Genomic DNA, 19,859 nt, shown 5'->3' with positions numbered 1-19,859 from the left:
TTGTAAATGAAGCGCATGTCCGGGTACCAGCCGTACGTGCGCTTCGTTGCGTGATCCACCATCTGGATGAACCTGTACCTAGATACTACATCTAGGGCAGACGCCTCTTAGGAACCCCAAGATGATGTATTACAAGGATGTCATTTAATGCACCTTTAATCCACAGGCAGGGGTCGTCAAAATGTCCGGAATCCCGGCGATTTGGCGGAGGCAATCCACATGCTGTGGAGTACTTAGCCACATTTAACGCCCTGCGTGTCGTGGAAAAGACGGCGTGTCGCACTACACATCAAGGGTGTCCTGCTAGTGTTTCCCGTTCCCCTAGTGATCCCCCTACAGGCGAAACCCAAGTAGAGTCCCCAGTAACTGCCGTTCACTTCCTGGGGGAAATCATCAAAAAGCTACTCGCGCCGCTAGCCCTGTCCGCCGCCCTCCTCACCGCTTGCGGCGGCGGCACGGCTGCCGCTCCGGCGACCACCAGCCCGACACCAGCGCCGACTGCCAACAAGTACGCCCAGACGTGGACCAAGAGCTACTCGAAGACAACATGCACCGACTGGCTTAGCTTAATGACCCCCACTCAGCAGTTCGCTGCGTCCGCCGACATTCTGACGAGCGGCCGGAACAAGGTCGACAAGGGCACCGGAATGCCGCCCGACTCCCTAATCAAGGACTTTCAGGCCGCGACCACGGACTACTGCACTATCCCGAGCATGACTCTGACGGACGCCACCTACGCCGTCTACATGGATGGGAAGAAGTACCGGCCCTGACCAGCCCAGGAATATTATTCGGAACAAAAAAACCCCTACACTCGCGGAGAGGTTCACCATCTGATTGCTACTTGTCTACCGGCCAGGGGTGTTCGTGCAACTCCTGGCCCGACCCGCCGCCGTCTTACCGTTGCCCGGTATGGCTAGACTAGCGGCCTCCTAAACGTCGTAACGAGGGCCTCTCCAGAATGGAATCGCGCTTGGCTTGCAGTTCGTCCTGGCAGGCCGTGTACGCCTTGCGGAGTTGCTTGATGCCTACCTCATTTGCTCCAAATTTCCGACCCGCCAAGTTCATCTGAAACTCGTGCCCGCAGCCTTCGAGCTCTTTACTGGCCCCGCGACAACCCATCAGTCCCTCCAGTGCCCCCATCATGGCCTTCAGGTCGGCCACAGACGCGACATCGTAGGTGCTGAATCTGTCCATAACGAGTTTAAAGGCCTCGCGTAATTCTTCGGCGTCCCGGTCGACGGAAGCAACGTGATGGTTGACGCTGAGCGCATGATTAGCACTCAGCCTGGAACTCCGCGCGCTCAATGCGGCCACGGCGGCGCTAACCACGCTGGCGGCGGCGGCGATAATGGCTACGACAAGTGCGGTTTCCACCGACTTAGCCTACATGCGCTCAGCAATACACTGGGCTTCCCTGGGACAGGTATCCCGGCTGCGAACTTAGTTGCCTAAAAGCCTCTCAAAATCCTTCTTTATCTCTTCAAACGTTTGGGCAACCATGGCCCGCACTTCGGCCTTCTTAGCCGCGGATTCCTCCTCCTCGGCAATGGCTATGCGGAGGTAGGGACGCAGGTGAGGATCGCTGAAAGTGAAAACGTACCTTCTTTTAGGACCTGTGCGAGCAAGCACATTGCCGTACTTTTCGTCACTCAACTGTCCGAGTGCTGAGTGTAGAAACGAGTAGTTCGGGCGCTTGTCGTATGTCGCCTCCCACAAATCGACGACGTCTGATCCAGTCCAGACTCTTTCGTTAGATTTGGCCAGCAGTCCCAGGATGCGCTTACGGGGTTGGACATCCCCGCCAGCCTCATATGCCCGCCTTAACCTGTCAGCATAGGAACTGGAGACGGCTTTGGCTGCTCTCTTGAGGGCGAGGTCGACTGTGGCATCTTCCACCACGTCGACCCCTGCGCGCCTCGCTGCACGTGCCAGTTCTAGCCCAAGTAAGTGCGCAAAGTACGGGAAGCCGTCGCTGAAGAACACGAGTTCATCTATCAAGTCATCATCGACGTTGATCTCCAGAATCTCGAAGCCCCGGCGCAGAATTTCTGCTATTTCATCGTCGGGCATCCGGGGAACCCCTAGCTCCGTTGTGCGTCTCCCATAGGATCGAGAGTCGCCCAAGAGAGTAGCGGCGTCAGAGGCGATACCAATAACAACGAATTTGTAGTCCCTCCCCGCCGAGCGGCCCGCCCGGTCGGACAGGGTCTCCATCCCCTGAGCAACCCTTTCCCGAACCGCTACGTCCTTGATGTTCTGGAAGTTGTCCAAAACGATAAGCCACTTGTCCGCCTGATCCATTGCTGAGGTAAGGACGTCGATTGCAGCCTTATCCAGAACCTCGAAGGTCTTATCCCGGCCCGCTTCCCCCTTAATCTTGCCGGTGAGTTTCGTAATCCAGGGGATTCCCCCCTCGCCGGTGATCTCTACAGAGCCGGAAACCTTTACCGTTCGGCTTATCTCCTTGACATCAACCATCTGTCGAATCGCGGACTCCAAGATGTCGTCGTAGGACATCCCGGTGTTGCACTCAACCAAGACGAAGTCCAACATCTCCTCCTCCGCCGCGTACTTGAGGAGGGAAGACTTGCCGACTCCGGTGTCGCCGTAAAGGAGCACCTGGCCACCGCGCTCCCGTAAAGCGTCCTGGAGACTGTCCTGTAGCCCGGGGAGCCCGCCCAGATCAGGCTCATTACGGCGTTCGAACATGGCAGCAGTAACAATCGTCCGGGGCGTAAAGACGTCTTCCGGGTAGAGGTAGTCCATTCCATGACAATAGTCACCCTCTGGAGGCACCGCCAAAGCTACATGTGTCATTTATTTGGCATCGGCTGGCCGATGTCAGCCTCGACCTCCACGATGTATCCGTTCAGCCCCACCAGTGCAATGGAGTAGGTGCGTCCCAGCGGCATTCAGCCCACCCCCCGGAGGTGCTCCACCAGGGGCGACCCGCCGCCGTCGTCAATCACCGCAATGACGTCAATGCGCCTCAGCGGCATCCTCAGCTCACGGTCCCGGCACCACGCGGCCCCAAGCCGGTGCAGCCGCGCCAGCTTGTCCGGTCCCACGGCCTCAAAAGGATGCCCGTAATCGAGGGTGCGGCGGGTTTTGACCTCGGCGATCACCAGGGCATCGCCGTCCAGCGCGACGATGTCTATCTCGCCCTCCGTGCAGCGCCAGTTGCGCTCCACCACAAGCATGCCGAGGGTTTCCAGGTAACCGGCGGCAAGGTCCTCGCCGTGCCGGCCCAACAGGTCTTTCGATTTCATGTCTACCTCCGCAACCAGCTTGGACGGGCTGGAACGCGAAGGACAGGACGGCCGCCCCCTATGTGGATGAACCGGGGCCGGGGGTCCCTGTGCAGGGAAGGTCAGCTGTGCCGGAGAAGTGCGCGGCAACGCACAGTATTAGTTGCCCAGGTCAACATCCTTGGGCAGGGCAAGCTCCTCGTTGCGCGGCAGCTCTTCGACGTTGACGTCCTTGAAGGTCAGGACGCGGACGCTCTTGACGAATCGTGCTGAGCGGTAGACATCCCACACCCAGGCGTCCTGCAGGGTCAGGTCGAAGTAGACCTCGCCGTCAGCGCTGCGGGCCTGCAGGTCCACATGGTTGGCCAGGTAGAAGCGGCGTTCGGTCTCGACAACGTAGCTGAACAGTCCGACGACGTCCCGGTATTCACGGTAGAGCTGAAGCTCCATGTCGGTTTCATAGTTTTCAAGATCCTCGGCACTCATGCTTCCATCTTGCACTATCGGCGGGGCGGCTGCTGCCCGGCGCGGGGCTCAGTCCCCGGCGGCAGCTTCTTCCCCGTCCGCCCCTGCATCGTCCGTCAGCCCGCCGTCAGCCAGTTCCCCTCCGAGGAGCCGCCAGCTGACCCGGTGGTACGGCGTGGGCCCGGCAGCTCGGAGGACATCCCGGTGCAGTGCGGTGGCGTAGCCCTTGTTGATGTCCCAGCCAAAGTCCGGGAAGTCAGCATGCAGCTCCCGCATCATCCGGTCCCGCTCAACCTTGGCGATGACGCTGGCCGCCGCCACGCTAAGGCACTGCATGTCCGCTTTGACCTTGGTGTGCACGGGGGCGTCACAACTCGCCACGGCCGGCTCGTCGAACAGGGACAGCTGTTCGGCAGGTGAAAGCCAGTTGTGGCTTCCATCCAGGAGCACTGCCTCCGGGCGGATCCCCGCAGAAAGGACCTCCAGCCATGCGCGGGTTCCTGCAAGGCGCAGCGCGGCGATGATTCCCACCGAGTCGATTTCCTGCGCGGAGGCGTGGCCCACCGCCGAGGCCACGCTCCAGCGGCGGACCAGCGGATCAAGCCGTTCCCGCTCCGCCGGGGTGAGCAGCTTGCTGTCCCGGACGCCGGCCAACGGCTTTTGCCGTTCCAGGTCCACGACGGCGATGCCCACGCTGACAGGCCCGGCAAGCGCGCCGCGCCCTACTTCGTCCACGCCTGCGAGGTACCGGATCCCCTGGTCCTTGAATGTCCGCTCGTGCCTGAGCGTGGGAGCCTTGGCCTGGGGAACCTTGGCCGAGCCCGTCCTGGGCTTGAGTGCGGCGGGCATGGTCAGGGCGCCGTCGGTACGTTGCGGAAAACGTCCGGATAGTTGCCCAGCGTGGTGAACCGGCTTAGGGGCCAGGCGATGACGGCAGCCTTGCCCTCGAGGTCGGCGATGTCGATGAATCCGCCGTCGGAGTCCATATGGGCCCGCGAGTCGGCGGAATGGTTCCGGTTGTCGCCCATCACCCACACCTTGCCTTCGGGGACAGTCACGTCGAAGTCACGGATCTGCGGGACCTCAGCCGGATTGATGTAGCTCTCGTTGATGGCAGTCCCGTTGATCGTCAGTCTACCGCCAGCATCACAGCAAACCACATGGTCCCCCGGGAGTCCGATGACCCTTTTGACCAGGTGCTGCTCGGAGTTGTCGGGCAGCAGCCCCACGAACGTCAGTCCGTCCTGGACCCAGGTGAACGGACCTTGCGGTTGCTCGGGCGCTGCCTGGAGCCAGCCCTTGGTGTCCCGGAAGACCACCACGTCGCCGCGGCTCAGCGCAAACGGTTCAGGGACCAGGAGATTGACGAAGATGCGGTCGTCAACCTCAAGTGTGTTAACCATGGACTCGGACGGGATGAAGAAGGCCCGAAAGAGGAATGTCTTGATAAGGAAGGAGAGGACGACGGCGATCACCACCACCGTGGCCACTTCCTTCAGCCAGGCAAAGACGGGGCTGCCGGCGGGCTTCGCCGCTGACTTGGCTGCGGCGCGGCTGCCCGCGGCGCCGGACGCAGGTGCGTCAGGACCTTGGCCGGGAGTCCCGGGAACGGCATCGGCCGGAACGTCCGAAGCGCCGTCGTGGCGTGGTTCGGGTGTCCGCGCGTGGTTCTCGGGCATCTACTGTCCGTTCTCTGTTGTTGGTCCTGCAGGCGGACGGGGTACTGAAGCAAATCTATCAAGGGGCCAGATGATCTGGACCGGCCGGCCGATCACCCTGTCCACCGGGACCATGCCGCCGCCGGGGGCGCCGAGCAGGCTCCGTGAGTCGGCCGACAGGGACCTGTGGTCCCCCATCAGCCACAGCCGGCCGTCCGGGACCACGGCACTGAATTTTTGGGTGCTGGGGGCATCGCCGTTAAAGATGTAAGGCTCCGCCAAGGGTTCACCGTTCACCGTTACGTTGCCGCCGGCGTCGCAGCAGGCCACCGAGTCGCCTGGGAGCCCGATGACCCTCTTGACATAGGTGGTGTCGCTGCCGGTGAGGCCGAGCCATTGGGTAACGGCGGCCGCGGTGTCCACCAGGGGGCCGTTGCCGCTGTTGAGCGGCGCGAAGGTGCCCCTGCCGTCAAAGACGACGATGTCCCCGCGCCGGATGGGTTCGGTGCCGAATCCGGTCCGGGACACCAGGATGCGGTCCCCGCCTGCGAGCACAGGTTCCATAGACGCGGAGGGAATGAAATACACATCCAGCCAGAGCGAACGGACCAGTCCGCTGGCCGCAACGGCCAGGATGACGGCCATGAACGCAAAACGCCAGCCCATTTTTCGGGGCTGGCGTTTTGTGTGGTCCATGGTCCGTATCCTGGGCGCTGGTGCTGAATGGCTCCGGCGCTGGCCGGATACGGCCGCGGCCCGGCCTCTGCAGGTCCGAAAGGACTTACTTGGCGGTGCTGAAGTCGCGCTTTTCCTTGATCTTCGCAGCCTTACCGCGCAGTGCGCGCATGTAGTAGAGCTTGGCGCGGCGGACGTCACCCTTGGTAACAACCTCGATCTTGTCGATGATCGGGGAGTGGACCGGGAAGGTACGCTCCACACCGACGCCGAAGGAAACCTTGCGGACCGTGAAGGTTTCGCGGACGCCGTCGCCCTGGCGGCCCAGGACGAATCCCTGGAAAACCTGGACACGGGAGTTCTTGCCTTCGATGATGTTCACGTGCACCTTGAGGGTGTCACCCGCGCGGAACTCGGGAACATCGGTACGCAGCGAGGCTGCATCGAGGGAATCGAGAATATGCATAATTGCACTCCTGGTGAACGCCACAGGTCATTCACTTTGGGTCACGGCAGGAGAACCTAGTGCGCTGGTGGCGCACCGGCGATCTCCGCCGAAAGTTAATTGGCCCGGCCCCTTCACTGATTGATGAGGCCGGTTGTCTTAGCTGTTGGTTGCGCTCCCCCTGTGGCAGGTGCGTACCCAGTAGACACAAGGACTAATTTTGCCACACTGCGGAGGCTACAGCCAATCCCGCAACTCCGGCAGCCCGGCGGGGCAGCCAGGCGGAGGCGTCCTGCCGGCGAGGCTTAGTCCTGCCGGGCATCTTCCCCGCCGGGGCGGCGGCGCAGGCGGCCGTCCACGACGTCGTACCCCAGGTCCTGCAGTTCGGTGCGGTCAGCACGTGGCAACTTCCCGGCGTCGAACGCTTCGAGGAGGTCGGGGCGGCGCTCCGCCGTCCGCCGGAACTGTTCGTGGCGGCGCCACTGCGCGATCTTGCCGTGGTTGCCGCTCAGCAGCACGGCCGGCACTTCCCGCTCCCGCCACACGGAGGGCTTGGTGTAGACAGGGTACTCCAGCAGCCCGTCTGAATGGGATTCCTCCACCAATGACTCCGGATTGCCCACCACGCCAGGCAGCAGGCGGCCGATGGCCTCCACCATGGCCAGGACGGCCACTTCCCCGCCATTGAGGACATAGTCCCCCAGGCTGACGGGACGGACCTCGAAGTGCTCCCGGGACCATTCGATGACGCGCTCGTCGATGCCCTCGTAGCGTCCGCAGGCGAACGCGAGGTGCTCCTGCTCGGCCAGTTCGTATGCCAGCGCCTGGGTGAACCTCTCCCCTGCCGGCGACGGCACGATCAGGACCGGCCTGCCAGATCCCTCGGGCCGGTCGTCCGCAATCGCGGATAAGGCCTGCGCCCAGGGTTCAGGCTTCATCACCATGCCGGCGCCCCCGCCGTAGGGTGTGTCGTCGACGGTGCGGTGCCTGTCCGTGGTGAAGGCGCGGAGGTCGTGGACGCGCAGGTCCAGGATGCCGTCCTGGCGGGCTTTCCCGATCAGGGACAGTTCCAGCGGTGCCAGGTACTCGGGAAAGATACTGACGACGTCGATCCGCATCTAGGCTTTGCCTTCCGGTTCGGATGGGGCAGCGTCATCCTCCGCGTTCAGCTCGAAGAGGCCCTCCGGCGGCGTGAGGCGGATGAACCCCTCCTCAACATTGACCTCAGGCACGATCTGCTCCACGAAGGGAACCAGGATTTCATTACCCTCCGGAGTGGTGACCATCAGCAGGTCCTGCGCGGTGCCGGTGTTCAGCGCAGCAACTTTGCCCACCACCCTCGAGCCCACCCGGGCCTCCAGACCCACGAGTTCATGTTCGTACCAGCCCTCGTCGTCGTCTTCGTCCAGTTCCTCTGTTTCGATGAAGAGCTTGGCGCCCCGGAGGGTCTCCGCCTCGTTGCGGGTTTCAATGTCTTCGAAGCCCAGCAGCAGGATGTCCTTGTTCCAGCGGGCGCTGCTTACGGTGAGCGGACCCGCCGACGCCGGCTCGACCACGAACTCGGTGCCCGGCACGAACCTGTCCCCGGGGGCGTCGGTCAGGACCTGGACCGTCACTTCCCCGCGGATGCCGTGCGGTTTGCCGATTCGTGCCACCTGAAGCTGCATGTGTTCCTCTGTATTGGATGGGGTTGACGGTGCTCTGGTAAAAGCACTCCGGCCCCTCCACCGCAGGGGTGGAGGGGCCGGAGCTAAGAACTGAATAGTGCCGAGCGCTCAGCGGCGGCGGTCGGTGTCGACAACGTCGACCCGTACCGGCTCGCCGCCGGCCAAGGCTGCCACCACGGTGCGCAGTGCGCGCGCCGTACGGCCCTGGCGGCCAATCACCCGTCCGAGGTCGTCCTGGTGAACGCGCACCTCGAGGGTGTCCCCGCGGCGGTTGCTCTTGGAGCTGACCTTGACGTCGTCTGGGGAATCAACGATTCCCCGGACCAGGTGTTCCAGCGCTTCTGCCAGCAATCTACTCAGCCTCGGTGGTCTCTGCTTCGGCCTCGGCGGGAGCTTCGGCTGCCTCAGACTTGGATGCCTTCTTGGTGATGGCTTCCGGGATGATCACGGAACCCTTTTCCGGGGCAACGAAGGCTTCCTTCTGGGTTTTGGTCTTCAGGGTGCCTTCCTGGCCCGGCAGGCCCTTGAACTTCTGCCAGTCACCGGTGATCTTGAGGATCGCGGCGACCTGCTCGGACGGCTGGGCGCCGACGGACAGCCAGTACTGGGCACGCTCGGAGTTGACCTCGATGTATGAGGGCTCTTCGGTGGGGTGGTACTTGCCGATCTCTTCGATGGCGCGGCCATCACGCTTGGTGCGTGAGTCCGCGACGACGATGCGGTAGTACGGGGCGCGCATCTTGCCAAAGCGCTTAAGGCGAATCTTTACGGCCACTGTTGTGGTCACTCCTGTTTCAGAAAAGGGGGGTGAACCCGGCGTTCTGCACCCGTGGGGCGGGCCGTACTTGCGGGTTCGAAGGACAGGATCCAGACGCGGAGAGAGGGGCCACGCAGATCGAGTACCTGTTTATTGTGCCAGATCAGCGTGAACTTTTCGACTTGACGCGGCGGGACACAGACGACGCCGGCCGGAGCGTGCGGCCGGAAGTAGTCAGGCGGACCAGACGTACAGGCCGGTACGCTCCGAGTCGTCGATTCCGCTGGCGAGTTCTGCCACCCGCTGCACGTACGTCCGCGCCTCCGAAGCGCCAAACGGCATGTCATCCTGCGCCGCCCACTGTTCGGCCACCTCTTCGAGGACGTCGCCCTCGCCTTCGGTTTCATAGGACAGCAGGTCGGCCAGGGCGCGGACCATGGCTGGCGGAACGGCCAGGAGCGAATCGCTGGCCACATCCACCATGGTCAGTTCGTAATCCGCCCCTCCAGCGTGCACGGCGGTGCCGGCCAGGTCACCCAGCTGCTCCACTTCGAAATCACTAATGTCCGGGATCCGGACTGCGTCGCCCGCGGGCGCGCTGCCGCCCCCGTCAAGGACGCCGGCACGCTTCAGTGCTGCGTCGTGGGTGGCAACAAAGATCTCGGTGAAGCCCATGGCGATTGCCCTCATTCCGTTGGCGGTGCGGCGCCGGGAGGCAGCGCCTGCCCGGCTGTTCGAATTCAGCCTAGTCCGGATTAGGCCCAGTCCGGATTCAGCGCTGTCCGGATTTGGCCCGGTCCTGATTCAACCCGGCTCGAGTTCAATCTGGTTTGAGTTCAACCCAGGTGCCGGCGCGTGGCGCACCGGCAAGGCAGAAGGGTCAGCGCACCGCTACACGAATGCGGTTGCGCCACGGATCGTCGAACCGTAGCTCCGCTCCGGTGTGGTGGGCGGCAACACCGGCGACCCTGAGGCGGTCGGCGAGGGCGCCGACGTCCTCCCCTGACGGCACCTGAATGAGGACCTCACCCAGGCCGAGGGTGTCCTTGCGGGGGCCCGCTCCGCGGCTGTTCCAGACGTTCATCGCCATGTGGTGGTGGTAGCGGCCCGCGGAAACGAAGAGGGCCTGCCCATGCCAACCGGCCGTCTTTTCGAACCCGAGGGTTCCCACGTAGAAGTCGCGCGCCGTCTGGACGTCGCCCACTTGGAGGTGTACGTGGCCCACGCCGGCCACGGATCCGGCCTGGCGCGCCAGGGACTCTTCGGTGAGGTGCTGCTCAAGGTACCGCTGCGGCGGGAGGGCCAGGCTGTCCATCACCACGTCCGTACCGTTCCAGGACCAGTTGCTGCGCGGCCGGTCCCAGTAGAGCTCGATGCCGTTGCCTTCGGGGTCGTTGAAGTAGAAGGCCTCACTGACGAGGTGGTCAGCACTGCCCGTGAAGGAGCGCGGCTCGAACCGGGCGGCCGTGGCGATGGTGGCGGCCAGGTCTGCCTGGTTCTCAAACAGCAACGCCGTGTGGAAGAGGCCGGCCTCTCCCCTGCCCGGCAGGTTCAGTCCGGGCGCGGGGGCCAGGTGCACAAGCGGCTTCTGCAGCCGGCCCAGGTAGATTCCGCCGTCCTGCTCGGCGATGACCTCCAGGCCGAGGGCCCGCTGGTAGTAATCGGTCATCACCTTCATGTCGCCCACCTTGAGCATCACGGTGCCCATGGCGAGATCGGCAGGAAGAAGATCCTGGCTGGCGGCTTGTGCAGTCATTGAAAACTCCCGGTGCTGTGGGCCTTCCGGTTGGCAGCCCTTACACTTATAAAATTACTTGAAGCTTCAATTTATTCCAAGTCCCGGGGCATATCCCTTTAGCGGATCACCCGTCCGCCCAGGATCACGTGTGCCAGGCAGTTGACCGCCTCCGGCACCTTCCGGGGATCCTCCCGGCACAGGACGAGGTCTGCCCGCGCCCCCTCTTCCAGGCCCTCCGCGCCCAGCCACTCCCGCGCGCCCCAGCACGCCGCGTCCAAGGCGGAGGCCATGGGCAGTCCGGCTGCATGAAGGGCCAGGATTTCGTCGCCTATCCTGCCGTGCCTGATCACGCTGCCGGCGTCGGTCCCGGCATAGATCCGCACGCCTGCCTCGAACGCCTCTAGGACCCGTTCCTCCCGGCGTTCCCACAATGAACGCATATGCGCCGCATACCGCGGGAACTTGGGTAAAGCCTGCGCTGCGATGTCGGGGAAGGTGGCGATGTTGACCAGGGTGGGCACAATGGGCACCCCCTGCTCCACGAACCGGGGCAGGTGCCGCGGCAGGAGCCCCGTGGCGTGCTCGACGCAGTCGATGCCGGCGTCCAGCACGTCGTCGAGCGTCTCTTCCGCGAAGCAGTGCGCCGTTACGCGCGCGCCCTCATCGTGGGCGGCTTTGACGGCGTCACGGACGACGCCGGCAGGAAACGAAGGCGCCAGGTCGCCGGCGTCGCGGTCAATCCAGTCCCCCACAAGCTTGACCCACCCGTCACCTTCCCTGGCCTGCTTACGCACGGCTTCCACCAGGCCCTCAGGTTCCACTTCTTCCGCGAACCCCCGCAGGTACCGGCGAGTGCGCGCAACGTGGCGGCCGGCGCGGATCAGCACCGGGACGTCCTTCCTGCCCTGCAGCCATCGGGTATCCGCAGGGGAACCTGCGTCGCGGACCAGCAGGGTGCCGGCGTCCAGGTCCGTCCGTGCCTGTTCTTCGGCCGTCAAAGCATCCACCGGCCCGCCGGCGCCCAGCCCGATGTGGCAGTGCGCATCCACAAAGCCAGGCAGCACGAATCCCGCCAGAATCCTGTCCGGGGCCGTTGCCGGCCGGCGGAACGTCAGCCGCCCGCCAACGGACCAGAGCCCGTGCCGCTCAGTGTCCGGCCCGGTCAGCACCGTCCCCGTGAACTCGATAATTTCTGCCATGAATTTGCCTCTCTCCCGCCCGGACAGGCTAGCACCGCGTGATGTGACACGCCCCGCGTCAAGGCCTGTGGTAGCTTTCATCCTGACCACACGGGTGCCCCTGCAGGGGCTGAGATCGGGCTGCCGCAGCCTGCGACCGTCGAACCTGTCCGGGTAATGCCGGCGAAGGAAGTGAGTATTCCTTGAGTACACCCCATCAGCAGCTGAACCCTGCCCTCAACAACCCGGGTGCCGGCCCTGCCGGCAACCAGCCCCCCGTAACGCAATCCCTGAAATCCCACTCCCTGGCATACCTCGAGGACGCCGGGAACGGGATCCGTGTTCCCGTGACCGAAATTGCGTTGGAGCCGTCCCCCAACGGCGTGCCAAACCAGCCGTTCCGGACCTACCGGACCGCCGGTCCGGGGAGCGACCCCGTTCAAGGCCTTCCTCCTGTCCGCAAGGACTGGATCGAACAGCGGGCAGACACGGAAGCGTACAGCGGCAGGGAAAGGAACCTGCTCGACGACGGCCGCTCGGCTGTGCGCCGCGGCGCCGCCAGCGCAGAGTGGAAAGGAGCACCTCCGGTGCCCCGCCGCGCCGTCGACGGCCGGACCGTCACCCAGATGCACTACGCACGGCAGGGCGTGATCACCCCGGAGATGCGCTTCGTGGCGCTGCGCGAGAACTGCGATGTTGAACTGGTCCGCAGCGAACTGGCCGCAGGCCGGGCCATCATTCCCAATAACATCAACCACCCGGAATCCGAGCCGATGATCATTGGCAAGGCCTTCCTGGTGAAAATCAACGCCAACATCGGCAACTCCGCGGTCACCAGCTCGATCGCCGAAGAGGTGGACAAACTGCAGTGGGCAACACGGTGGGGCGCAGACACCGTCATGGACCTCTCCACCGGGGATGACATCCATACCACCCGGGAATGGATCATCCGCAACTCCCCGGTTCCCATCGGCACCGTCCCCATCTACCAGGCCCTGGAGAAGGTCAACGGCGAAGCCAACGCCCTGACCTGGGAGATCTTCCGTGACACCGTAATCGAGCAATGCGAGCAGGGCGTGGACTACATGACCATCCACGCAGGCGTGCTGCTCCGGTACGTTCCCCTGACCGCCAACCGCGTCACCGGCATCGTCTCCCGCGGCGGGTCCATCATGGCCGGCTGGTGCCTGGCCCATCACCGGGAAAATTTCCTGTACACGCACTTCGACGAGCTCTGCGGGATCTTCGCGAGGTACGACGTCGCGTTTTCCCTGGGCGACGGGCTCCGGCCGGGGGCAACGGCCGATGCTAACGATGCAGCCCAGTTTGCCGAACTGGACACCCTCGCCGAGCTCACGCAGCGCGCCTGGGAGTACGACGTCCAGGTGATGGTGGAGGGCCCGGGCCATGTCCCGTTCCACCTGGTCCGGGAGAACGTTGAACGCCAGCAGGAGCTGTGCAAGGGCGCGCCCTTCTACACACTGGGCCCTCTGGTGACCGACGTGGCGCCGGGCTATGACCACATCACCTCAGCCATTGGCGCAACGGAAATTGCCCGCTACGGCACGGCAATGCTGTGCTACGTCACCCCCAAGGAGCATTTGGGACTGCCCAACAGGGACGACGTCAAGACGGGAGTGATCACGTACAAGATCGCCGCGCACGCCGCGGACCTGGCAAAGGGCCATCCCGGCGCGCATGCACGGGATGACGCGCTCTCCAAGGCACGCTTCGAGTTCCGGTGGCGTGACCAGTTTGCGTTGTCGCTGGACCCGGAGACGGCCGAGGCCTTCCACGACGAGACCCTTCCGGCCGAACCGGCGAAAACCGCCCACTTCTGCTCCATGTGCGGGCCCAAGTTCTGCTCCATGCGGATCAGCCAGGACATCAGGGACGAATACGGCTCCGCAGAGGCCCAGGCCGCCCTGGCTGAAGCCGCAGCCGGCATGCGGGGCAAGAGCGAGGAATTCCTGGCCGCTGGCGGGAAGGTTTACCTTCCGGCGCTGAGCGTTCCGCCGGGCGGCCGGCGGTAGCAGCCCGCAGGTTCCGTCCGGCTGGTCATTGGGGGCCGGCCGGACGGACTTATATGGATCAGGCCCAGGCGTCAGGAGGCGCGCGCCTGCAGGCGGCTGGCGTCGCTGATGAACGCGCGGATGATGCGGTCCCCTTCAACGGAGTCATGGGGCCGGTGGCCGCCGGCGGCCGTGCGGTGGAACGCCCCTGTCTCGCGGAGGTAGCCTGCGATCTCCTCGTACAGCGGCTCCCAGCCGCCGGTCAGGACGAGCGTCGGCACGCCGGGCACGATGTGCAGCGGGGCTTCCCAGGAAGGTGCCTGCAGCCGCAGCCGCCTGGCGGAGCGCTTCTCCTCGGCGGTCACCGGCTGCTGCAGGTCCGTGGCATAGACCCTGCGGACGAACTCGCGCTGGAAATCCTCGTCACTCAATTGATGCCGGACGTTGAAAAGGGGCTGCATCAGCCCGATGTGCGCTGCCGTGGCCGGCAGTTCAGCGGTCAGGGACAGGCAGGCTGGCTCCACCAGGGTCAGCGAGTAGACAAGGTCCGGACGTTCGACGGCGGCCATCATGGCTGCGATGGCGCCCTGCGCATGCGCCACGACATGTCCGCCGGCGATGCCCCTGCCGTCGTCCCCCAGGGAGCTCAGCAGGATGCGTGTGTCCTCCTCGAACGAGGACTCCGTGGGATCGGCAAGGGGATCGAAGCCGTGGCGGCGCAGGAACAGGGCGTCGTAGGACAGGGCCACGCCGTGCTGGCGGGGCCAGGCCGCGGCACCGAAGCTGCCCGCGCCGTGCACGAACACTACCCTCTGCTTGAACATGACCCAACCCTATTCCACGGCCCCGACATCCCATGTAAGTAGCAGCAGATGTCGGTTTGAGCCCTCAAAACGACATCTGCTGCTACTTAGTTGGGCAAGGGGTGCTTATTTGCCGAGGAACTTGTCGAAGCCCTTGGGCAGGTTCAGCTGGGAGGGGTCGAAGTCGCCCGCCTGCTGACCAAAGGCCGCGCCGGTGGGCAGCGCCTTGGCGGCGTTCGCCCGGCGGGCCTCGGCGTCCTTGCGCTCCTGCGCGGCCTTGGCCGGGTTTCCGGACTTGGCCTTCTTCTTCGGCGCGTTCTTGGCATTCTTCCGGGCACCGCCACCGGCCCCGGGCAAGCCAGGCATTCCGGGCATGCCCGGCATCCCGCCCTGGGCCATTTTCTTCATCATCTTCTGGGCCTGCGCGAAGCGCTCCAGCAGGCCGTTGACCTCGGAAACGTGGACGCCGGAACCGCGGGCGATGCGGGCACGGCGGGAGCCGTTGATAATCTTGGGGGCCACGCGCTCATGGGGCGTCATGGAACGGACAATGGCCTCAACGCGGTCAATTTCGCGTTCGTCGAACTGCTCCAGCTGCTGGCGGATGTTCTGGGCACCCGGCATCATCATGAGCATTTTCTTCATGGAGCCCATGTTGCGGATCTGCTGCATCTGGGCCAGGAAGTCGTCAAGGGTGAAGTCCTCCTGGTCGGCGAACTTCTTCGCCATCCGGGCGGCTTCGTCCTTGTCCCAGGACTTCTCGGCCTGCTCGATCAGGGTGAGGACGTCACCCATGTCAAGGATGCGGGAGGCCATCCGGTCCGGGTGGAAGAGCTCGAAGTCGTCCAGGCCTTCGCCCGTAGACGCAAACATGACGGGCTTGCCGGTGACCGACGCCACGGACAGCGCGGCACCGCCGCGGGCGTCGCCGTCGAGCTTGGACAGCACGATGCCGGTGAAGTTGACGCCTTCATCAAAGGCGAGCGCCGTGTTGACGGCGTCCTGGCCGATCATGGAGTCGATGACGAACAGGACCTCGTTGGGCACGATTGCGCGGCGGATCTGTCGCGCCTGCTCCATCATGTCCGCGTCGACGCCCAGCCGGCCGGCAGTGTCCACGATCACGACGTCGTGGAGTTTCTGGCGCGCTTCCTCAACACCGGCACGCGCCACCTCAACCGGGTCCCCGGCCGGGTGCTCGAGCTCGGTGTAGGTGGCCCCGGGATGCGGTGCGAAGACGGGCACCTTGGCGCGCTGGCCAACGATCTGCAGCTGCGTCACAGCGTTGGGGCGCTGGAGGTCGCAGGCCACGAGCATGGGGCTGTGGCCCTGTGCCTTCAGCCACTTGGACAGCTTGCCGGCGAGGGTGGTCTTGCCGGCACCCTGGAGGCCCGCGAGCATGATGATGGTGGGCCCGCTCTTGGCCAGGCGGATCCGGCGGGTTTCGCCGCCGAGGATCTCCACGAGTTCCTCGTTGACGATCTTGACGATCTGCTGGCTCGGGTTCAGTGCACCGGAAACCTCAGCGCCCAAGGCGCGTTCCCGCACCCGGCCGGTGAACTCACGGACAACCGGAACGGCAACATCGGCGTCCAAAAGGGCGCGGCGGATCTCGCGGACTGTGGCATCGACGTCGGCTTCAGTAAGCCTGCCTTTACCGCGCAGGTTCTTGAAGGTTGCTGTCAACCGGTCAGAGAGTGAATTGAACACGCGACGTGCACTTCTTTCAGTGGATGATCAGGGCAGTGGATGATCAAAGGCTGTTGATGATCCGGACTCGACTATCTAGGGTACCAAGCCGGGCCCGCAAGGTGGCATGCTGGCCAGATGACGAGCCAACCAACTGTGAAGACCCTGCTCATCCTCGGCGCCTCGGGAGACCTGACGGGGCGGCTGCTCCTGCCGGGACTGGCGCGCCTGGCAGCGAGGGGACGCGCTGCGGGCCTCCGGCTGGTGGGTGCCGGATCCGATCCCTGGACCCCCGAGCAGTGGCGGGAACGGGTGCACGCGTCCTTCGAGGCTGCCGCCGCGTCCGCAGGTACCGAGGGAAAGGAAGCCCTCCAGGCCCTGGAGAAGGAAACGGTGTACCACCAGGTGGATGTCACCGCAGAGGGGGCCCTGGCCTCGCTTCTCGGCACGCTTGACGGGCCCACCGCCGTCTACTTTGCCCTGCCGCCGCGCATCAGCCAGCTTGCCTGCGAGTCCCTTCGTCCGGAACAGGTCCCGCCGGGCACGCGGCTGGTGATGGAGAAACCCTTTGGTTCCAGCGAGGAGTCGGCCCGCTCGCTCAACCAGACACTGGTTCGGCTGGTCCCCGAAGACCACGTCCACCGGGTGGACCACTTCCTGGGCAAGGCCACGGTGCTGAATATCCTGGGCCTGCGCTTCGCCAATAACTTCCTGGAACCGGTATGGGACCGCCACCATGTGGAAAAGGTGGAGATCATCTTTGACGAGGACCTCGCGCTGGAGGGCCGGGCCCGCTACTACGACGGCGCCGGCGCCTTGCGGGACATGATCCAGAGCCACCTGCTGCAGATCATGGCGCTGCTGGCCATCGAGCCTCCGGCCACCATCGGTGAACGGGACCTGCGGGATGCCATTTCCACTGTCCTGCGGGCCAGCAGCGTCCCGGTCCCCTATGCCGGGTCCACCCGCAGGGCCCGCTACACAGCCGGCCATGCAGGGGGCAAGGACGTTCCGGACTACGCCCGGGAGGAAGGCGTGGACGCCGGGCGGGGAACCGAGACCCTGGCCGAGATCCAGGTGAATATCGACAACTGGCGCTGGAACGGGGTCCCGTTCATTCTCCGGTCCGGCAAGGCGCTGGGCGCCAAGCGCAAGGAGGCGGTGGTGACCTTCCGCCCGGTGCCCCACCTGCCCCAAGGCTTTACCGGCGTTGACTCCCCCAACAAGCTGCGCATTGGTTTCGGCCCGGACACCCTGAGGTTCGACGTCGACGTCAATGGGCCCGGCAACATCTTCAGCCTCAGCCGGGCAACCCTGGAAACCGAGCTCAGCGGCTCCGATCTCCTCCCTTACGGGGAAGTCCTGGAAGGGGTGCTCGCGGGCGATCCGCTGCTGTCCGTCCGCGGAGACACGGCGGAGGAGTGCTGGCGGATCGTGGAGCCGGTTTTGAAGGCCTGGCAGCAGGACACGGTCCCGCTGGAGGAGTACGACGCCGGCTCTGCCGGTCCCGCAGCGTGGCCCACCGCAGTGCCAAGGGACTGAACCGCGGCGGCTTCGGGGGGCTTGCCCGGCGAAGATTTCCGGGCCTGCCCCTAAACGACGGAAGAGCGGGCAGGAAACCCGTGGGTTTCCTGCCCGCTCTTTGACGCCTGTTCACGGATTTTTCCGTAGAGTGCCGCCCGCCCTAGATTGCGGCGACGCCGCGTTCACCGGTGCGGACCCGGACGGCTTCGGAGACATCCATGGTCCAGACCTTGCCGTCACCTGCCCGGCCGGTGTTGGAGCTGGCGATGATGACATCGAGGATGTCGTCCGCCTGCTCGTTCGTGGCCAGGACCTCCACGCGGATCTTTGGCAGCAGATCCACGTTGTACTCCGCTCCGCGGTAGACCTCGGTATAGCCGCGCTGCCGGCCGTAGCCGCTGGCCGCGCTGACCGTCAGGCCCTGCACGCCATAGGCCTCCAGTCCTTCCCGGATGGCTTCGAGCTTTTCCGGCCTGACGATCGCTGTAATCAGTTTCATGCCCCCACGCTTTCCTTACCTGTTGCTGATTCGGTCTTCTGCGCACCCGTTGCTGCGTCGGATGCCTGCGCAGGGTCCGTCTGGGTCTTTCCGGTGATCATGTCGTGCAGGGGCTGGAAGCTTCCGCCGTGTCCCCCGACACCGAACTCGTAGGCGGTCTCGGCGTGCAGGCTGAGGTCCACACCCACCGTTTCCTGTTCCTGGGAGACCCGGAAGCCCATGGTCTTGTGGATGGCCAGGGCAATGATGGTGGTCAGGATTGCTGAGTAGGCGATGGCGATGCCCGCTGCCGCCAGCTGTGCCCACATCTGGGCCATGCCGCCGCCGTAGAAGAGGCCGCCGCCGGCGCCTTCCTCGGGAAGGGCGATGAAGCCAAGGGCCACGGTGCCGATGATGCCGGAGACCAGGTGGACACCCACGACGTCGAGCGAGTCATCGAAGCCCCAGCGGAACTTCAGTCCCACTGCCAGGGCGGAGGCGACGCCTGCCACGACGCCCAGGCCAAGGGCACCGACCGGGCTGACGTTGGCGCAGGCGGGGGTGATGGCAACAAGGCCTGCGACCACGCCGGACGCTGCACCGAGCGAAGTGGGGTGGCCGTCGCGGATGCGCTCCGTGACCAGCCAGCCGAGCATTGCCGCGGCCGGGGCGGCGAGGGTGTTGACCCAGATGAGCCCGCCCTGCTCAGCAGTGGAGGCAGCGCCGCCGTTGAAGCCGAACCAGCCGAACCAGAGAATTGCAGCGCCGAGCATCACGAACGGGATGTTGTGCGGGCGGTGGTTGGGGTCCTTGCCGAAGCCGCGGCGGTTGCCGACGATGAAGACGAGGATCAAGGCAGCAACACCGGCGTTGATGTGGACCACAGTGCCGCCGGCGAAGTCGATGGCCTCGCCGAGTGCCGCACCAACAGCGCCTTCGGTGCTGAAGAGGCCGCCGCCCCACACCATATAGGCAAGCGGGCAGTAGACCAGCGTGACCCAGACCGGAACGAAGACGGTCCAGGCGCCGAACTTGGCGCGGTCCGCGATGGCGCCGCTGATGAGGGCCACCGTGATGATGGCAAAGGTGGCGCCGAAGCCTACCGTGATGAGCCCGTCAGGGCTGTCGATGCCTTCAAGCCCGAAGTTGGCGAACGGGTTGCCCACCATCTGGAGGAAGCCGTCCCCGGAGGTCATCGAGTAACCCCACAGGACCCAGATGACGCCCACCATGCCGATGGAGATGAAGCTCATCATCATCATGTTCAGCGCGGCCTTGGCCCGGGTCATGCCGCCGTAGAAAAATGCCAGACCCGGTGTCATCAACAGCACGAGCGCCGCCGACACCATGATCCATACGTGACCTGCGGTAAGTTCCATGGTGCACGCCTCTCTTATCTGTTTGGTCAAAAATTGCGGAGCTGATCCGCCTGCCAACGCCTTTTGCGTCCTGTAACGAGTGTGTCGGCGCTGTGTTTCGGCCGCGGAGGATTTGTATTGCGGGGCTGTTACAACAACCT

22 protein-coding genes and 1 riboswitch are annotated in these 19,859 nt (G+C 64.6%); of the genes, 3 read left to right on the top strand and 19 right to left on the bottom strand.

Annotated elements, in window-relative coordinates:
* Nucleotides 1-569 precede the first annotated feature (569 nt).
* The gene (locus tag ACIQF4_RS03320; protein ID WP_400517764.1) at nucleotides 570-773 is read left to right on the top strand and encodes a hypothetical protein; all 204 of its coding nucleotides are present in this window, start codon (nucleotides 570-572) and stop codon (nucleotides 771-773) included.
* A 148-nt stretch (nucleotides 774-921) separates the two neighbouring features.
* On the opposite strand, the gene ACIQF4_RS03315 is transcribed toward ACIQF4_RS03320, so the two are convergent.
* From ACIQF4_RS03315 to ACIQF4_RS03245, 15 genes are all read right to left on the bottom strand, one after another.
* Nucleotides 922-1,377: a hypothetical protein gene (locus ACIQF4_RS03315; RefSeq protein WP_400517763.1), complete on the bottom strand. Its 456-nt coding sequence runs from the start codon at nucleotides 1,375-1,377 to the stop codon at nucleotides 922-924.
* Nucleotides 1,378-1,443: 66 nt separating this feature from the next.
* Nucleotides 1,444-2,769 (bottom strand): AAA family ATPase, encoded by a 1,326-nt coding sequence (locus ACIQF4_RS03310; RefSeq protein WP_400517762.1) that lies wholly within the window; start codon nucleotides 2,767-2,769, stop codon nucleotides 1,444-1,446.
* A 146-nt stretch (nucleotides 2,770-2,915) separates the two neighbouring features.
* Nucleotides 2,916-3,272, bottom strand: coding sequence for a YraN family protein (locus ACIQF4_RS03305; RefSeq protein WP_350002561.1), 357 nt, complete (start codon nucleotides 3,270-3,272; stop codon nucleotides 2,916-2,918).
* Between the two features lie 138 nt (nucleotides 3,273-3,410).
* Nucleotides 3,411-3,737, bottom strand: coding sequence for a DUF2469 domain-containing protein (locus tag ACIQF4_RS03300; protein ID WP_056335405.1), 327 nt, complete (start codon nucleotides 3,735-3,737; stop codon nucleotides 3,411-3,413).
* A gap of 48 nt (nucleotides 3,738-3,785) precedes the next feature.
* Nucleotides 3,786-4,565 carry a ribonuclease HII gene (locus ACIQF4_RS03295; protein ID WP_400517761.1) on the bottom strand — a complete coding sequence of 260 codons (780 nt, stop codon included), beginning with the start codon at nucleotides 4,563-4,565 and terminating at the stop codon, nucleotides 3,786-3,788.
* 2 nt (nucleotides 4,566-4,567) lie between these two features.
* Nucleotides 4,568-5,395 (bottom strand): signal peptidase I, encoded by an 828-nt coding sequence (lepB, locus tag ACIQF4_RS03290; protein ID WP_400517760.1) that lies wholly within the window; start codon nucleotides 5,393-5,395, stop codon nucleotides 4,568-4,570.
* Nucleotides 5,396-6,070, bottom strand: a complete 675-nt coding sequence (gene lepB, locus ACIQF4_RS03285; RefSeq protein WP_400517759.1) for a signal peptidase I — start codon at nucleotides 6,068-6,070, stop codon at nucleotides 5,396-5,398.
* Nucleotides 6,071-6,155: 85 nt separating this feature from the next.
* Nucleotides 6,156-6,515: a 50S ribosomal protein L19 gene (rplS, locus tag ACIQF4_RS03280; protein WP_066276805.1), complete on the bottom strand. Its 360-nt coding sequence runs from the start codon at nucleotides 6,513-6,515 to the stop codon at nucleotides 6,156-6,158.
* A 284-nt stretch (nucleotides 6,516-6,799) separates the two neighbouring features.
* A complete protein-coding gene (gene trmD / locus ACIQF4_RS03275) occupies nucleotides 6,800-7,612 on the bottom strand; it encodes a tRNA (guanosine(37)-N1)-methyltransferase TrmD (protein ID WP_400517758.1) in 813 nt (270 codons plus the stop codon).
* Nucleotides 7,613-8,161 (bottom strand): ribosome maturation factor RimM, encoded by a 549-nt coding sequence (rimM, locus tag ACIQF4_RS03270; RefSeq protein WP_400517757.1) that lies wholly within the window; start codon nucleotides 8,159-8,161, stop codon nucleotides 7,613-7,615.
* Between the two features lie 108 nt (nucleotides 8,162-8,269).
* A complete protein-coding gene (locus tag ACIQF4_RS03265) occupies nucleotides 8,270-8,512 on the bottom strand; it encodes an RNA-binding protein (protein WP_013601399.1) in 243 nt (80 codons plus the stop codon).
* A 1-nt stretch (nucleotide 8,513) separates the two neighbouring features.
* Nucleotides 8,514-8,936: a 30S ribosomal protein S16 gene (gene rpsP, locus ACIQF4_RS03260; RefSeq protein WP_231457298.1), complete on the bottom strand. Its 423-nt coding sequence runs from the start codon at nucleotides 8,934-8,936 to the stop codon at nucleotides 8,514-8,516.
* Nucleotides 8,937-9,152: 216 nt separating this feature from the next.
* Nucleotides 9,153-9,593: a hypothetical protein gene (locus ACIQF4_RS03255; RefSeq protein WP_350002568.1), complete on the bottom strand. Its 441-nt coding sequence runs from the start codon at nucleotides 9,591-9,593 to the stop codon at nucleotides 9,153-9,155.
* Between the two features lie 205 nt (nucleotides 9,594-9,798).
* Nucleotides 9,799-10,674: a VOC family protein gene (locus ACIQF4_RS03250; protein ID WP_400514344.1), complete on the bottom strand. Its 876-nt coding sequence runs from the start codon at nucleotides 10,672-10,674 to the stop codon at nucleotides 9,799-9,801.
* A gap of 98 nt (nucleotides 10,675-10,772) precedes the next feature.
* Nucleotides 10,773-11,855: an amidohydrolase family protein gene (locus ACIQF4_RS03245; RefSeq protein ID WP_400514343.1), complete on the bottom strand. Its 1,083-nt coding sequence runs from the start codon at nucleotides 11,853-11,855 to the stop codon at nucleotides 10,773-10,775.
* A gap of 80 nt (nucleotides 11,856-11,935) precedes the next feature.
* A riboswitch (TPP riboswitch) is annotated at nucleotides 11,936-12,043 on the top strand.
* On the opposite strand from ACIQF4_RS03245, the gene thiC reads away from it, so the two are divergent.
* A complete protein-coding gene (gene thiC / locus ACIQF4_RS03240) occupies nucleotides 12,038-13,867 on the top strand; it encodes a phosphomethylpyrimidine synthase ThiC (protein ID WP_400514341.1) in 1,830 nt (609 codons plus the stop codon). Its footprint overlaps the riboswitch before it by 6 nt.
* A gap of 71 nt (nucleotides 13,868-13,938) precedes the next feature.
* Here thiC and ACIQF4_RS03235 read toward each other — a convergent pair whose 3' ends face one another.
* Nucleotides 13,939-14,670, bottom strand: coding sequence for an alpha/beta hydrolase (locus tag ACIQF4_RS03235; protein WP_400514339.1), 732 nt, complete (start codon nucleotides 14,668-14,670; stop codon nucleotides 13,939-13,941).
* A 105-nt stretch (nucleotides 14,671-14,775) separates the two neighbouring features.
* Nucleotides 14,776-16,359, bottom strand: coding sequence for a signal recognition particle protein (gene ffh, locus ACIQF4_RS03230; RefSeq protein ID WP_400514337.1), 1,584 nt, complete (start codon nucleotides 16,357-16,359; stop codon nucleotides 14,776-14,778).
* A 117-nt stretch (nucleotides 16,360-16,476) separates the two neighbouring features.
* Here ffh and ACIQF4_RS03225 point away from each other — a divergent pair, with 117 nt between their 5' ends.
* Nucleotides 16,477-17,880 carry a glucose-6-phosphate dehydrogenase gene (locus tag ACIQF4_RS03225; RefSeq protein ID WP_350002574.1) on the top strand — a complete coding sequence of 468 codons (1,404 nt, stop codon included), beginning with the start codon at nucleotides 16,477-16,479 and terminating at the stop codon, nucleotides 17,878-17,880.
* Nucleotides 17,881-18,022: 142 nt separating this feature from the next.
* Here the strand turns inward: ACIQF4_RS03225 and ACIQF4_RS03220 are convergent, their stop codons facing one another.
* A complete protein-coding gene (locus ACIQF4_RS03220; RefSeq protein WP_066276845.1) occupies nucleotides 18,023-18,361 on the bottom strand; it encodes a P-II family nitrogen regulator in 339 nt (112 codons plus the stop codon).
* Nucleotides 18,358-19,719, bottom strand: a complete 1,362-nt coding sequence (locus ACIQF4_RS03215; RefSeq protein WP_400514335.1) for an ammonium transporter — start codon at nucleotides 19,717-19,719, stop codon at nucleotides 18,358-18,360. The genes ACIQF4_RS03220 and ACIQF4_RS03215 overlap by 4 nt, the downstream gene beginning before the upstream one ends.
* Nucleotides 19,720-19,859: the final 140 nt, after the last annotated feature.

The sequence above is a fragment of the Pseudarthrobacter sp. NPDC092202 genome (assembly GCF_044755505.1).
Taxonomy (GTDB): Bacteria; Actinomycetota; Actinomycetes; order Actinomycetales; family Micrococcaceae; genus Arthrobacter.
This window is presented reverse-complemented; position numbering and strand designations above follow the sequence as displayed.